Origin of the sequence: Bradyrhizobium sp. WSM471 (assembly GCF_000244915.1) — a bacterium.
In the GTDB taxonomy this organism is placed as follows: domain Bacteria; phylum Pseudomonadota; class Alphaproteobacteria; order Rhizobiales; family Xanthobacteraceae; genus Bradyrhizobium.
On the sequence record NZ_CM001442.1, the window covers coordinates 5,823,755 to 5,837,034 of the forward strand.

General features: G+C 64.6%; 15 protein-coding genes. 7 read left to right on the forward strand and 8 right to left on the reverse strand.

All coding sequences use genetic code 11. The features are described 5' to 3' along the window. Positions 1-3 precede the first annotated feature (3 nt). Positions 4-831, forward strand: a complete 828-nt coding sequence (locus BRA471DRAFT_RS26480; RefSeq protein ID WP_007612868.1) for an FAD binding domain-containing protein — start codon at positions 4-6, stop codon at positions 829-831. Next, a complete protein-coding gene (locus BRA471DRAFT_RS26485) occupies positions 828-3,554 on the forward strand; it encodes a molybdopterin-dependent oxidoreductase (RefSeq protein WP_007612870.1) in 2,727 nt (908 codons plus the stop codon). The genes BRA471DRAFT_RS26480 and BRA471DRAFT_RS26485 overlap by 4 nt, the downstream gene beginning before the upstream one ends. Here the strand turns inward: BRA471DRAFT_RS26485 and uraD are convergent. From uraD to BRA471DRAFT_RS26505, 4 genes are all read right to left on the reverse strand, one after another. Beyond that, complete coding sequence (uraD, locus tag BRA471DRAFT_RS26490) at positions 3,551-4,438, reverse strand: 2-oxo-4-hydroxy-4-carboxy-5-ureidoimidazoline decarboxylase (protein WP_007612871.1); 888 nt, start codon at positions 4,436-4,438, stop codon at positions 3,551-3,553. The genes BRA471DRAFT_RS26485 and uraD overlap by 4 nt on opposite strands. A gap of 5 nt (positions 4,439-4,443) precedes the next feature. After that, positions 4,444-5,379: an allantoinase PuuE gene (gene puuE, locus BRA471DRAFT_RS26495; RefSeq protein WP_007612873.1), complete on the reverse strand. Its 936-nt coding sequence runs from the start codon at positions 5,377-5,379 to the stop codon at positions 4,444-4,446. Then, the gene (locus BRA471DRAFT_RS26500) at positions 5,380-5,793 is read right to left on the reverse strand and encodes a DUF3830 family protein (RefSeq protein WP_007601448.1); all 414 of its coding nucleotides are present in this window, start codon (positions 5,791-5,793) and stop codon (positions 5,380-5,382) included. It lies immediately after the preceding gene. Between the two features lie 89 nt (positions 5,794-5,882). Continuing rightward, complete coding sequence (locus tag BRA471DRAFT_RS26505) at positions 5,883-6,161, reverse strand: hypothetical protein (protein WP_007612882.1); 279 nt, start codon at positions 6,159-6,161, stop codon at positions 5,883-5,885. Between the two features lie 228 nt (positions 6,162-6,389). On the opposite strand from BRA471DRAFT_RS26505, the gene BRA471DRAFT_RS26510 reads away from it, so the two are divergent. Further along, complete coding sequence (locus BRA471DRAFT_RS26510) at positions 6,390-6,608, forward strand: hypothetical protein (protein WP_007612884.1); 219 nt, start codon at positions 6,390-6,392, stop codon at positions 6,606-6,608. A 926-nt stretch (positions 6,609-7,534) separates the two neighbouring features. On the opposite strand, the gene BRA471DRAFT_RS26515 is transcribed toward BRA471DRAFT_RS26510, so the two are convergent. Next, positions 7,535-7,924, reverse strand: coding sequence for a hypothetical protein (locus tag BRA471DRAFT_RS26515; RefSeq protein ID WP_035974290.1), 390 nt, complete (start codon positions 7,922-7,924; stop codon positions 7,535-7,537). A gap of 290 nt (positions 7,925-8,214) precedes the next feature. Here BRA471DRAFT_RS26515 and BRA471DRAFT_RS26520 point away from each other — a divergent pair, with 290 nt between their 5' ends. Beyond that, positions 8,215-8,472 (forward strand): DUF2798 domain-containing protein, encoded by a 258-nt coding sequence (locus tag BRA471DRAFT_RS26520; RefSeq protein ID WP_007612890.1) that lies wholly within the window; start codon positions 8,215-8,217, stop codon positions 8,470-8,472. Positions 8,473-8,522: 50 nt separating this feature from the next. On the opposite strand, the gene BRA471DRAFT_RS26525 is transcribed toward BRA471DRAFT_RS26520, so the two are convergent. The 3 genes from BRA471DRAFT_RS26525 to BRA471DRAFT_RS26535 all read right to left on the reverse strand — a co-directional run bounded on the left by BRA471DRAFT_RS26525 (position 8,523) and on the right by BRA471DRAFT_RS26535 (position 11,761). After that, the gene (locus BRA471DRAFT_RS26525) at positions 8,523-10,310 is read right to left on the reverse strand and encodes a chloride channel protein (RefSeq protein ID WP_007612892.1); all 1,788 of its coding nucleotides are present in this window, start codon (positions 10,308-10,310) and stop codon (positions 8,523-8,525) included. 12 nt (positions 10,311-10,322) lie between these two features. Next, complete coding sequence (locus BRA471DRAFT_RS26530; protein WP_007612893.1) at positions 10,323-10,976, reverse strand: class II aldolase/adducin family protein; 654 nt, start codon at positions 10,974-10,976, stop codon at positions 10,323-10,325. A 158-nt stretch (positions 10,977-11,134) separates the two neighbouring features. Continuing rightward, positions 11,135-11,761 (reverse strand): MarC family protein, encoded by a 627-nt coding sequence (locus tag BRA471DRAFT_RS26535; protein WP_007612898.1) that lies wholly within the window; start codon positions 11,759-11,761, stop codon positions 11,135-11,137. Positions 11,762-11,850: 89 nt separating this feature from the next. Between BRA471DRAFT_RS26535 and BRA471DRAFT_RS26540 the strand changes: the two genes are divergently transcribed. From BRA471DRAFT_RS26540 to BRA471DRAFT_RS26550, 3 genes are all read left to right on the forward strand, one after another. Beyond that, entirely contained in the window at positions 11,851-12,057 is a 207-nt protein-coding gene (locus tag BRA471DRAFT_RS26540; RefSeq protein WP_007612900.1) for a hypothetical protein, read from the forward strand. A 112-nt stretch (positions 12,058-12,169) separates the two neighbouring features. Then, positions 12,170-12,736, forward strand: a complete 567-nt coding sequence (locus BRA471DRAFT_RS26545) for a ferritin-like domain-containing protein (protein WP_007612902.1) — start codon at positions 12,170-12,172, stop codon at positions 12,734-12,736. A 154-nt stretch (positions 12,737-12,890) separates the two neighbouring features. Further along, on the forward strand, positions 12,891-13,274 hold the full coding sequence (locus BRA471DRAFT_RS26550) for an Hsp20/alpha crystallin family protein (RefSeq protein WP_007612908.1): 384 nt from the start codon (positions 12,891-12,893) through the stop codon (positions 13,272-13,274). Positions 13,275-13,280 lie beyond the last annotated feature (6 nt).

A 13,280-nucleotide genomic window follows, 5' to 3' on the forward strand; every position in this document is an offset into this window, starting at 1 on the left:
GCCATGGACTTGAATACCATCACAGCGGTCGCCCATCCGCAAACGCGCGCGCAGCTGCCTGTTTGGACGCCAGGTGATGCTTGGCTCGCGGGCGGCACCTGGCTGTTCTCGGAGCCGCAAGTTCAACTCACTCGGCTCATCGATCTCACCGACCTGAAATGGCCGGCGCTGACGGTCACCGAGAGCCATTTCAGCATCGCGGCCACCTGCACCGTTGCGCAGCTCGATGGATTCGTCTGCCCACGCGACTGGTTCGCGGCGCCGCTGATCAACCAGTGCTGCCGCGCCTTCCTTGCTTCGTTCAAGATCTGGAAGACGGCGACGGTCGGCGGCAATCTCTGCATGTCGCTGCCGGCAGGACCGATGATCTCGCTCACGGCTGCGCTGGACGGCGTCTGCACCATCTGGAAGGCCGGCGGTGGCGAACAGATGATGCCCGTCGTCGACTTCGTCACCGGCAACCAACACAACCTTCTGGCGCCGGGGGACCTGCTCCGGCAGATCGATGTTCCGATTGCCGCGTTGAAGCGTCGTACGGCCTTCCGCCAGATCTCGCTGGCGCCGGTCGGCCGTTCGGCGGCGCTTCTGATCGGCAGCCTGGATACCGATGGCACGCTGACGCTCACGGTCACCGCATCGACAGTGCGGCCAATCCGGTTGTCCTTTCGCGAGGCCCCCGCCGCGAAAGCACTTCGCGAGGCCATCGCGCAGCAGATCACGGACGATCTGTACCACACCGACATTCACGGCAAGCCGCTCTGGCGCAAGCACATGACACTGCGGCTTGCCGAAGAGATCCGCGACGAACTCCTCGGAGCGACGTCGTCATGAGCTTCGAGGTCGACGGCAAGCCGTTTTCGCAAGTGCCGCGCGCCGGCCAGTGCCTGCGCACGTTCCTGCGCGAGCTCGGTCATTTCGGCGTGAAGAAGGGTTGCGACGCCGGCGATTGCGGCGCCTGCACCGTGCTGCTGGACGGCGAGCCGGTGCATAGCTGCCTGATCCCGGCATTCCGCGCCGACGGCCGTGCCGTTACCACGATCGAAGGTCTGGGCGGAGACGGCGGCACGCACCCGATGCAGCAGGCTTTCCTTGACGCACAGGGCTTTCAATGCGGCTTCTGCACCGCCGGCATGATCCTGACCTGCGCCTCGCTGAACCAGGCGCAGCGCACCGATCTCGGCGTGGCGCTGAAGGGCAATATCTGCCGCTGCACCGGTTATCGATCGATCGAGGATGCGTTGCTCGGCAAGACCAACATCGAGGAGAGCGTCGAGGCCGGCGCCGCATTCGGCCGCAGCCTGCCGGCACCAGCTGGCCGCGATATCGTGCGCGGCAAGGCGCGCTACACGTTCGACACGCAGATCGACGGCTTGCTGCATATCAAGCTGCTCCGTTCACCGCACGCCCACGCGAGGATCGTCGCGATCGACAAGTCGGAAGCACTGGCCGTTCCCGGCGTCCACGCGGTGCTGACGCATGAGGATGCGCCCACGATCCTGCTCTCGACCGCGCGGCACGAGAAGGACTGGATGGATCCCGAGGACACCCGTGTCCTCGACGACCTCATCCGCTTCATCGGCCAGAAGGTCGCCGCCGTGGTCGCAGACAGCGAAGCCGCCGCTGAGGACGCATGCCGCCGGCTGAAGGTCCGCTACGAGCTTCTGCCTGCGCTGATCGATCCGGAGCAGGCGATGGCGCCCGGCGCGCCTGTCATTCATCCCGACCGCACCACTGCGAACCGCGTTGCCGACGCCCAGCGCAACCTCGCCGCGGAGACGCATGGCGAATTCGGCGACGTGGCGGCTGCGTTCGCGACATCCGCCGCCACCTTCGAGGGCACCTTCCATAGTCACCGTGTGCAGCATGCCGCTTTGGAAACTCACGGCGGCCTCGCCTGGCTCGACGCTTCCGGCGTGCTCAATGTCCGCACCTCGACGCAGGTGCCGTTCCTGACTAGGCGCGCGCTGTCTGATATCTTCGAGCTTCCCATGGACAAGGTCCGCGTGTTCTGCGAGCGCGTCGGCGGCGGCTTTGGCGGCAAGCAGGAGATGTTCGTGGAGGACATTCTGGCGCTCGCCGCGCTCAAGACCGGGCGGCCGGTGAAGCTGGAGCTCACCCGCGAGGAGCAGTTCATCGCAACCTCGACGCGGCATCCGATGCGGGTCCACGTCAAGGCCGGGGCCGACGCGGACGGCAAGCTCACCGCGCTCCAGCTCGACGTCCTCTCCAACACCGGCGCCTACGGCAATCACGCCGGCCCCGTGATGTTCCACTCGCTCGCGGAATCCATCAGCGTCTACAATTGCCAGAACAAGCGGGTCGACGGCCACGCGGTCTACACCAATACGGTGCCGGCAGGCGCGTTTCGCGGTTATGGCTTGCCGCAAACACTGATTGCGGTCGAGGCCGCGATCGACGAACTGGCCAAGCAGCTCGGCATCAGCCCTTACGAGATGCGCCGGCGCAACGTCGTCAAGCCCGGCGACCCCATGGTATCGCCGCCGCCGTCGGAATTTCACGACGTGCACTACGGCTCCTACGGGCTGGACCAATGCCTCGACCTCGTCGAGCGCGCGATGCAGGCTGATGGCCCGCAGCCAGGCCTGTCGCCGGAGTGGCTGATCGGCGAGGGCATCGCGCTGACCATGATCGACACGGTGCCCCCGGCGGGCCATCTCGCGGATGCGATGGTCACGCTCAACGACGACGGCGGCTTTGACCTCACCGTCGGCACCGCCGAATTCGGCAACGGCACCAGCACCGTGCACCGGCAGATCGCGGCGACGACGCTTGCGACCACCGTCGACCGGATCCGCCTGCGCCAGTCCGACACCGCCCATGGCGGCCACGACACCGGCGCCTATGGCAGCGCCGGCATGTTCGTGGCAGGCAAGGCGACGCATGCGGCAGCCATGCAGCTTGCAACCGAGCTGAAGGCGGCCGCCGCCGGCGCATGGCTCTGCGACGTCGGGAGCTGCGCGCTCGCGAGCGAAGCCGTCGTCAGTGGCGTGCGGCGGATGTCCTTTATGGAGCTGGCAAAGCTCGCGCGCGAACGCGGACAGCCGTTCGCAGGCGCCGGCAATTCCGGCGGCACGCCGCGTTCGGTCGGCTTCAACGTGCAGGGCTTTCGCGTCGCCGTGAACAAGGGCACCGGCGAGCTCCGGATTCTCAGGAGCGTGCATGCGGCGGACGCCGGCGTCGTCGCCAATCCCATGCAGTGCCGCGGTCAGGTCGAAGGCGGTGTCGCGCAGGCGCTCGGTGCCGCGCTCTACGAGGAGATGGTGATCGACGCGGACGGCCGCGTCGCCAACCCCAAATTCCGCGACTATCACCTGCCCTCCTTCGCCGACGTGCCCCGCACCGAGGTCTTCTTCGCCGAGACATTGGACACCATCGGACCGTTGGGTGCGAAGTCGATGAGCGAGAGTCCGTACAATCCGGTCGCCGCCGCGCTCGGCAACGCGATTGCCGATGCCACCGGCATTCGCTTCACGGCGCCACCCTTCAAGCCGGACCGGCTGTTTCCGGCGCTGCACGAGAAGTTCGGTAACTAACTGCCGCGGTAGGTCGAATAGCTCCACGGCGTGACCAGCAGCGGCACGTGGTAGTGGCTCTCCGGCTCGCTGATCGCAAAACGCAGCGGGATCTCGTCGAGGAACGGCGGGTCGGTGAGCGGCACGTTGCGCTCGGCGTAATATTCGGCAACGCTAAACCGGAGCTCGTAGCGGCCGATCGGCAGCGGGCGGCCACCGATCAGCGGCTGATCGGTGCGGCCGTCCGCATTGGTCACCGCGCGCGCTATCACGCGGCTCTCGCCGAGGTTCGCGAGCTCGACCAGCTCGACCGGAATGCCCGGTGCGGGCTTGCCGGCGTGGTTGTCCAGCACATGGGTCGAGAGCCGGCCATGGACCTTGAGCTTGTCATCGGCTGCGACGAGTTGATCGAGCCGCAACGCCGAGATGCGGCCAATCTCCTCGATCGCACGTCGCGTCTCGGTCTTGGCGATATTGCGCAACCGCGTCTCGAAATCGCGCAGCACGGAATCCTTGGTGTGACGACGCACGCACACGATATAGGGGATGTCAAACTTCGCACGATAGGCATTGTTGACGCGCTCGAACGCCGCGTATTCGGCCTCCGACAGCCGATCGAGGCCGGCGCTGTTCTGCTCGTCGGTCGATTCTGCGGTGAGCCCCGCCGCGCGCTGGGTCTTGTTGGCGAGATCCGGGTGCGCCCGGATCAGCGCCAATTGCACGTCGAGTTCGGCACTCTGGATCGCCGCCATCAGCGCGGCGTGCAACTGGTTGATGCCGGCGAACGGCCGCTTCGCGGCCAGTTGCCCGGCGATCCACGGCGAATATTCAACGACGTTGGCGAGCGCGGCAACGAAATCGGCTTCATCGGCGGCATTGAGATCAGACAGCGATATTTGCGACATCGTCCTCACTCGATCTCGAATGCGTCGGCGGCAAGATGCGCGAGCTTGTCGTGCCAATGCTGTGCGATCTGCAACCGCGTCGGCACCCAGACGCGATCGTGCTTGCCTATGTAGTCGAGGAAGCGGATCAGCCCCGCCGCGCGGCCGGGGCGGCCGGCGAGACGACAGTGCAAGCCGACCGACATCATCTTCGGCGCGCTCTCGCCTTCGGCATAGAGCACGTCGAAGGCATCCTTCAGATAGGTGAAGAACTGCTCGCCTTCGGCAAATCCTTGCGGATTGATGAAGCGCATGTCGTTGGCGTCGAGCGTATAGGGAATGACGAGCTGCTTGCCGCTCGCGCCCTTGAGCCAATAGGGCAGATCGTCGGCATAGGAATCGCTGAGATAGAGGAAGCCGCCCTCCTCCATCAACAGACGGTTTGTGTTGATCGAGGAGCGCCCGGTGTACCAGCCGAGCGGCCGCGAGCCGGTCGCCGCGGTGTGGACGCGGATCGCTTCCGCGATCTCCGCGCGCTCCTGCGCCTCGGTCATGTCCTTGTGCTCGATCCATTTCAGGCTGTGGCTGGCGATATCCCAGCCCGCCTCCTTCATGGCAGCTACGATTTCCGGATTGCGCTTCAGCGCTGTGGCGACACCGAACACCGTGGTCGGCCACTTCCGCTCGCTGAACATCCGCCACAGCCGCCAGAAGCCGGCGCGCGAGCCATATTCGAACATCGATTCGATGTTGGCGTGGCGCTGGCCGGGCCAGGGCTGTGCGCCGAGCACGTCGGACAGAAACGCTTCCGAGGCAGGGTCGCCATGCAGGATGTTGTTTTCGCTGCCCTCCTCGAAATTGACGACGAACTGCACCGCGACCCGCGCGTTGCCGGGCCATTGCGGGTGCGGCGGGTTGCGGCCGTAGCCGCGGAGATCGCGCGGGTAGCGGGTACCAGTCACTCAGACTTCCTCGAAGCGGATCGGCAGCGCGCCCTTCCACAGCACGCTCTTGCCGAGCGTCGCCAGATTCTCCAGGCCGGAGGTCAGCGTGATGAAATGGTTGCCGGCGAGCTGGCCCATCTTGCTCGCGAAGTGCACGCCGCCATAGGCCATCAGGATCTCGGTCTCGCTGATGCCGCCGGGATAGAGGATGATCTGGCCGGGCGCGGGATAGCTGGTGTGGTTCTCGTAGCCGACACCGAAATCGAGGTCGCCGAGCGGCATCCACACGCCCTCGCCGCTCCAGCGCACGTGGATGATGTGACTTTCGAACGGCAGCGCCTTGCGGAACGCGGCGACAGTCTTGGGCGCCGCTTGCTCCTCGAAACGGGCATCGAAGGTGAAGTCGCCGGCACGGATAACGAGTTTGGTCATCTCATCTCTCTGGATCGGGGGCGATGGCCCCACGGGGAATTTTCAGGCAAAGAGCATTCCGTCGGGCTTCGCGCAAGGGGCGCGGCCCGTTACCTGCGGTCGTAGGACCAGCCGAAAACGCCACTCCGCCGCGTCTCGGGCTCCGGCTCGGCGGCGGGCTGCGGCGCCTCCCTCAGTTCTGCCTGCGGCGGCGGAGGCGGCACCGGCAGATTCTCGCATTTCATGGAGTAGACCAGCTTGCCGTCCGCGGTCCGCCCGATCGGCACGCAGGGGTCCGGATGCGCCGCCGATGTTTTTGGGGTCAGCTTGACCTGGGCCACGGCCGGCGAGGCGATCAGCAGAAGGACAAGCAGATATTTCGACATCATTGTCGCCTGAAAACCAAATTTGGCCCATTGAACCGGATTGCGCAGGTCAAGTCCATCGGTGCCACGGGCGCGATTGCCGAATATTTAGCCGAGGCTAGAAAATTGGCTCGCCCCAATGTGATGTCGCGAGCGCTGATATCGGCTAGGCGCGTCGCCATGTCAGCCGCGACGGTGACCACACAAAACACACATCTCACAGCCGGGCTGTCGTCACGGGAGAAAGAAACAATGCAAAAGACTTTCATCATTCTCGGCGCGACGCTGATTGCCGCCGCCACCATCCAGACTGCCGCGGCGAACGACCGCCGTCATGTCCGCAAGGCGCAACCCCATCCCATCACCCAGTCGGTTCGCGACTCCAACGCCGCGCTCTGGCCATCGCAGCCGACCGGGCCCGACTGGTCGCGCTATTCCAACGGCGCGATGTCTGCACCAGCGGGACGGTGATGCCGGAAGCCTAGCGCGATCAACCGAAAGTGCCTCCATGTCGTCATTGCGAGGAGCTCTTGCGACGAAGCAAACCAGACATTTTCCGCGGATGCATTTCTGGAATGCTTTCGCTGCGCTCGCAATGACGGAGTATGAGGCGGCAGCGCCACTCTTCCAGCTCGCATTTTGATTTGCAGACACAGCTTCGCGTCCTCGCGGCGCGTTTCGGCCGAGTTTTGATTCGTCGCTCCACCCTCAAATCCAAGAGGGCGCAGGGAAGGCCGGGTGCTGACCTCGCACCCGCGGTCCGCTGCGCGAAAAGCACACGCAGGAAAACCGCACAGCAGCATACAGGTGGTGCCAATCACTCGGCCTTCCCTGCGCGATGGTTGGACGGCTTATGCCGTGCTCTCCCGGGAGCCGAGTTCTCTTTGGCCTCCCTCACCCCAGCGAAAGTCGCCGACACCGCGCCGGTTGACGCGCATGCCGCATCCGCAAGAGCTTGACCGTAGCAACGACGGCCAGGACCACACGGTTTTGCCGTACGCACGGCCCGCCATTTCGCCGCAGTTTTTCCAGCCCTGTCGACGGAGCCGGAAACTTACAGACGAGACGAACCTAACAGCGCCGCTCGTCGGAACGAAGCCATGGGCTCACGGAGAGCAATCCGCCCTGCCCTTGGCCTCTCGCACCCGAACGCTGCCGCGTCCACCGCAAGCCCGGCTCGCGAACGTGACGACCACAAGATCGCCCCTCAAGGATGAGCCGGGATGGGCGACATATACGCCATTTCCGAATTTCGGTAAAGTGGAATATTTTTCCCGGAGGGGATTGACGCGCCCGCGACACAGGTCGCGCAATGAGACGCCTCGCGCAGAAGCAACAAGGGGCGGTGCAAAACACCGCCCCTTGGCGCGAAACGAGGCTGCGGCGAGGACAGGCGCCTAATACGGCTGATAATAGCCACGCGGACCATAGTAGGGACCGCCGCCGTAATATCCCTGGCCGCCGTAGTAAGGACCGGGGCCGTAATTATAGCGCTCCTCGTAGTACTCCTGGCGCCTGCTCTCTGCGATCGCGCCGCCGATCAGACCTGCCGCCACGCCCATGAAGGCAAGGCCTGCAGCGTTCGGACCCCGTCGATAATAGCGGTGACGGCGAGCCGCGCTGAAATCGGTCGCAGCCGGAGCGGCCGAGCCCGCAGCAGCGGACTTGGGAGGCGCGGGCGAGTTGGCAGCCGAAGGCGTGATAGAGGCCGAAATCAGAACAAGACTTGCGAAAGCTGCCAACACAACGTTGCGGCCGGCTGCAGAAATCGTCGGAACCTTATTCATCTTGACCTTCCCATGTTCTGCTCAAAGCGACATCATCAAACAAGACTTAATGCGCAAACCACTGAAATGGTTTCGTGATCGCGGCAATCTGCCACGCTTTGAACGATTGTAAGCCGAACGTCCAGGTCCAGCTTGCACCATCCAACATGAGCGGATAATGAACAGACGCGACCGTTTTTCGGTCGCCGTAAGCGTTTTACGTGAACCAACGCATCAACCGACGCCGTCGGGATCGATGCCATTCTTGGGTTCACCGTGACTGACGCGCTCTATTCCAAAGAGAAAATCAGATGATTGCGGTTCGCAAACTGCCGGCGCGCTATGCGCCGGTCGTGATGCCATTCGTGCTGTCCATCCTCATGACGGCCGTGGTGTCGGTCATTTCCACCCTTCGAAGCCTCGGCGCAACGCCGGCGTTCATCGCAACCTGGCCGGACGCCTGGGCGCTGTCATGGCTGGTCGCCTTTCCCACGTTGCTGATGGTGCTGCCACTGGTCCGTCGGATCGTGGCTTGCGTTGTCGCTGCTCCCTGGCAGCCAGGCCGATAGCAGGCGCGGACGGCGGCGCATGACGCACGCCGTCCCGCGTCCGCATGACCTTACGACAGCGCGCCGAGTACGCCGCGCGTCGCCTTGTCGATCTCCTCGACATAGCGGCGCCGGGCGAAGGTCTCGGTGAGGAAGCCGACCACCTTGCGGCTGTCGGTGGAATCGACCACTGCCAGCATCTCGGCCTCCGCTTCGTCGAACACCGCCATCGCCGACTTCACGTTCATTTCCGGGATCAGCACGATCTCGGTCAGGCGGGCGAGCTCGATCACCTGGATCTCGTCGGCGATGCTGTCGAGGTCGCCCGAGAACAGGTCGGGCAGCAGGACGAGGCCGACATATTCGTCCGCATTGTTGACGATGACGATCCCGGGCCGCGAGCCCAGCGCGAATTCGCGGCGGACCGCGGCGATCGTCGTGGTCGACGGCACCTTGCCGACATCGGAGCGCATCAGCCGCTCGACGGTGAGGTTGCGCAGCCAGCCGACGTCGTTGGCGCTGCGGATGGTCTCGCCGCGCAGATGCAGGCGCCAGGTCGAGAAGGAGTGTCCGAACATGAAGCGGACGCAGATCGAAGTGACGATGCAGCCGGCGAGCACCACGGCGGTGACGTCGACGTTGCGGGTCATCTCGAGCACGAGGAACGACATGGTCAAGGGACCGCCGACGATGGCGACGCCGAGCGTCGCCATGCCCGTCAGCATCGCGACCAGCGGATCGATCACGAAGTTCGGGCTGATCAAGAGCAGCACCGCGGAAAAGAACTTTCCGATCAGGCTGCCCACGAACAGCGAGGCAAAGAACAGCCCGCCGCGGAAGCCGGAGGCAAGCGAGATCAGGCAGGCCGTCACTTTCAGGGCGATGATCAGCGCAATCAGACCGATCGTCATGTCGTGAAAGAGATCGAGCACCATGGCGCCGTGGCCGGCCGCCAGCACCTGCGGCGTGACAATCGCAAAGCCGCCGACGATGAGCCCGCCGATCACCGGGCGCAGCCAGACCGGCAACCATTTGAACAGGCGTTCGAACATCGAGGACGAGCGCATCACGGCGATGCCGACGCCGCTGGTGACGAGCGCGAGCCCGATCAGCGCCAGATATTGCTCGACGCCGACGGCGCTCACCTTGGGGATTTCGAGCGAGTATGGCGCGCCGCCGAGCCATTGCGCGGTCAGCGCACCGGCGAGCGAGGCGGCGAGGATCGGCGCGGCGCTGCCGACGGAATAGACGCCGACGATCAGCTCGCAGGCGTAGAAGGCCCCGGTGATCGGTGCACCGAAGGCGGCCGCGATCGCCGCAGCGGCGCCGCAGCCGACAATCAGGCGCAGATCGTTGCGGCGCAGATTGAAGAACTTGCCGAGCAGCGAGGCGATGCCCGAGCCGATCTGGGTATAGCCGGCCTCGAGGCCGACGGAGGCGCCGCAGCCGTTCGAGATCAGCGTCTGGCTGGACACCACCACGCTGTCGCGCATCGACAGATTTCCGCCACGCAGCGCGTTCGCCTCGATCGGATCGACCGCGCTGGAGAGCTTCAGCCGTCGCCGCCACCATTCCATGATACCGAGCGCCAATCCACCCAGCGCAGGCGCGATCAGCGCGGCCCAGGGACTGACGCTGGTATTGGCGGACAGGCGGACGTCGATGGGAATGCCGTAGATCACCATATGGGCAATCTGCGCAATCTCGGCCATCAGCGTCACGATGGCGCCGGCGAGCGTGCCGATCACCAGCGCCAGCGGGATCAGATAGAATTCGTTGCTGCGCAGCAGCGCCCGCAGCCGAACCATGACACGGTTCGTCCCCTTGCGGTCGGCGAGATGTCTGATCCGCAGGAACACTTTCGGCCCGCCCTACTCTTCCGACATGCCGTAGCCGGACATGCTCTGGCGGACCCGCTCGATCTCGGCGCCCGACAGCAGCGGCGGCTCTCCGATCTGGAGACAGCCGTGATATTGCCGCGCCAGCGTCTCGACCTCGACGGCGAGCCACATCGCCTTGTCCAGCGACTTGCCGACCGCGATCATGCCGTGATGGTCGAGCAGGCAGGCAAGCCGGCCCTCCAGCGCCCGCACGGCATGTTCGGACAGCTCTGCCATTCCGAATGTGGCATAGGGCGCGCAGCGGATGCTGTCGCCGCCGGCGGCCGCGATCATGTAGTGCACGGGCGGGATCTCCAGGCCCATGATCGCCAGGATGGTGCAATAGGTCGGATGGGCGTGGACGACAGCGTTGACGTCTGGCCGGGCCTTCAGAATGTCGAGGTGGAAGCGCCACTCGCTGGACGGCTTCTGATCGGGCGAGTGCGAGCCGTTCATCGTCATGAACACGATCTGGTCCGGCGTCATGGCGTCGTAGGGCACGCTGGTCGGCGTGATCAGAAGCCCGTCCACATGCCGGACGCTGATATTGCCCGAGGTGCCCTGGTTGATGCCGAGCGTATTCATGCGGCGGCAGGCGCCGATGATGGCCTGTCTCTTGTCGAGCTCGTCCGCTGTCATCGACATCTCGATTTCCTGACGATGGGCGCCTGTCAGACGGGGAGTACGTCAAGCAATATGGCAGCGCAAGAGAAAGCGGACCGGATCACGCGCGATCCCGTCAGCCGCTTCATGGCATCATGAAATAAACATGAAAATCAACGCATTAACAGATTGTCGCAGCTCTATGACAAGCTCGCCCGGACCGCCGCGATGCCGTTGATCACGAACTGCACCGAATAGGCCGCGAGCAGCATGCCGAGCACGCGCGAGAGGACGGCGTTGCCGGTGCGCCCAAGGCTCCGCGCGATCATGTTCGCGAAGACAAAGCAGAGCATGCAGAGCAGGCACACGGCGAGGACGACCGCGATGATGATCGCGAGCCTCGGCCCGTAGCCGGCATCGCCCGTCAGGAGCAGCGTGGTCGCGATCGCGCCGGGACCGGCCATCATCGGGATCGCCAGCGGGAATACCGCGACGTCGGAGGCATGCTCGGAGCTCGCCTTGTCGGCCTCGCGGGCCTCGCGATGCGGACGGTCGCCGAAGATCATCTGGTAGGACACGCCGAACAGCAGCAGTCCGCCGGCGATCTGGAAGGCGGGGATGCCGATCCCGAGCTGGCGCAGCAGCCAGTTTCCGATCAAGGCAATCACCACCAGGATCGACGCCGCAATCAGCGGCGCGCGTAGCGCGATGGTGCGTTTGGTCTTGTCGGGCATGCCTCCGGTCGCGGCGAGGAAGGCGGGCGCAAGGCCCACGGGATCGACCACCAGCAGCAACGTGACGAACGCGGACAGGGAGAAATCAATCATGTCTCGGTGGGCTCCCTGGACACAGGAACGATGGCTGGCGGACTGACTTAGCCCGGCAGAACCGCTTTGAAGATCACCGGAGATGCACAATGAGCGACAGTGGAATTGGAATGTTGCTGGGCCACCTTTCGGGCAACCTGCTCTGGCTCTGGTTCATCGGAGCCTTCGTGCTCGGTGGGGTCCTCGTCTACGGCGTGGCGAAGGCGGGCCGTCTGCGGCGCCGCGAGCGCGCGCAGCTCGACCGCAACACCGAGGAGCGGCAGCGCCAGGAAGACCCGTACAAGCGTCCGACCTGAGCGACGCGGCGAGTGCAGCTTGCCGTTTGGAACTTTCGTTCACCTAAAGGCTTGGATCGCCTGAGGATTGAGGAAGGCGATGCCTTCCCGTGTCACCTCGACAGGAGGATTTATGGCCAAGAAAGCGAAGAAGCGCACAACCAAGAAATCGTCGACGGGCCGCGCCCGTCAGGCGCCGAAGATGTTGAGCGACCTATTCCTGGAAACGCTCAAGGATATCTATTTCGCCGAGAACAAGATCATCAAGACCTTGCCCAAGATGGCCAAGGCTGCCAACTCGAAGGAGCTCGCGGCGGCTTTCAACAAGCATTTGCGCGAGACCCAGGGCCAGGTCAAACGTCTCGACCAGATCTTCAAGATGCTTGGCAAGCCGGCCCGCGGCAAGCCTTGCGAGGCGATCAACGGCATCACCGACGAAGGCGCCGAGATCATGAAGGAGTTCAAGAACGCTCCTGCGCTGGACGCCGGCCTGCTCGCAGCCGCGCAAGCGGTCGAGCATTACGAAATCTCCCGCTACGGCACGCTGCGCACCTGGGCCGAGGAGCTCGGCATGCAGGACGCCGCAAGGCTGCTCCAGGCGACGCTGGACGAGGAAGAGGCGACCGATCACACGCTGACCGAGCTTGCCACCTCCGTGATCAACCTCGAGGCGGAAGAGGAATACCGCCAAGCGGCCTGAGCCACACGTGGCGTGACGACGAAACGCCGCGGCCGGAAGGCCGCGGCGCTTGTGTTTTCGGATCGCACGATCCGCATGGCACCTCCGCGCCGCCGGGCTGGAATTCTGGGGAACCGGCCCCATATTCAGCGTTCCCCACCGCCGAGCCCGCATCATGCAACCCAAAAATCCCCTCGACTGGATGCTGTCCGAAGCCCTGGACTCGCTGACCCGCGCCGAACGGCTGCGCCAGCAGTTCGGCCGGCAGGACGCCTGCTGGGAGCCACCGATCGACGTGCTCGAAACCGAGCATGAGCTCCTAATCCTGGTCGCGCTTCCCGGCGTCAATCCCGACAATGTCGAGACTGTCATCCATGACGGCGTGCTCGTCATCTCCGGCCAGCGCACCCTTCCGCCGGAGCTTCGCAACGCCCGCATCCACCGGCTCGAACTGCCGCAGGGGCGTTTTGAGCGCCGCATTGCATTGCCCGTTGGCCGCTACGCCATCAGCCGCTTCGTGATGGACGGCTGCGTCGCGCTGCGCCTCGCCAAATCCTGAGGTCGA

Bases quoted from the DNA above. Each gene is read 5' to 3' on its own strand.
- BRA471DRAFT_RS26480 (WP_007612868.1), top strand. From the start codon at position 4: ATGGACTTGAATACCATCACAGCGGTCGCCCATCCGCAAACGCGCGCG.
- BRA471DRAFT_RS26485 (WP_007612870.1), top strand. From the start codon at position 828: ATGAGCTTCGAGGTCGACGGCAAGCCGTTTTCGCAAGTGCCGCGCGCC.
- uraD (WP_007612871.1), bottom strand. From the start codon at position 4,438: ATGTCGCAAATATCGCTGTCTGATCTCAATGCCGCCGATGAAGCCGAT.
- BRA471DRAFT_RS26500 (WP_007601448.1), bottom strand. From the start codon at position 5,793: ATGACCAAACTCGTTATCCGTGCCGGCGACTTCACCTTCGATGCCCGT.
- BRA471DRAFT_RS26505 (WP_007612882.1), bottom strand. From the start codon at position 6,161: ATGATGTCGAAATATCTGCTTGTCCTTCTGCTGATCGCCTCGCCGGCC.
- BRA471DRAFT_RS26510 (WP_007612884.1), top strand. From the start codon at position 6,390: ATGCAAAAGACTTTCATCATTCTCGGCGCGACGCTGATTGCCGCCGCC.
- BRA471DRAFT_RS26515 (WP_035974290.1), bottom strand. From the start codon at position 7,924: ATGAATAAGGTTCCGACGATTTCTGCAGCCGGCCGCAACGTTGTGTTG.
- BRA471DRAFT_RS26520 (WP_007612890.1), top strand. From the start codon at position 8,215: ATGATTGCGGTTCGCAAACTGCCGGCGCGCTATGCGCCGGTCGTGATG.
- BRA471DRAFT_RS26530 (WP_007612893.1), bottom strand. From the start codon at position 10,976: ATGTCGATGACAGCGGACGAGCTCGACAAGAGACAGGCCATCATCGGC.
- BRA471DRAFT_RS26535 (WP_007612898.1), bottom strand. From the start codon at position 11,761: ATGATTGATTTCTCCCTGTCCGCGTTCGTCACGTTGCTGCTGGTGGTC.
- BRA471DRAFT_RS26540 (WP_007612900.1), top strand. From the start codon at position 11,851: ATGAGCGACAGTGGAATTGGAATGTTGCTGGGCCACCTTTCGGGCAAC.
- BRA471DRAFT_RS26545 (WP_007612902.1), top strand. From the start codon at position 12,170: ATGGCCAAGAAAGCGAAGAAGCGCACAACCAAGAAATCGTCGACGGGC.
- BRA471DRAFT_RS26550 (WP_007612908.1), top strand. From the start codon at position 12,891: ATGCAACCCAAAAATCCCCTCGACTGGATGCTGTCCGAAGCCCTGGAC.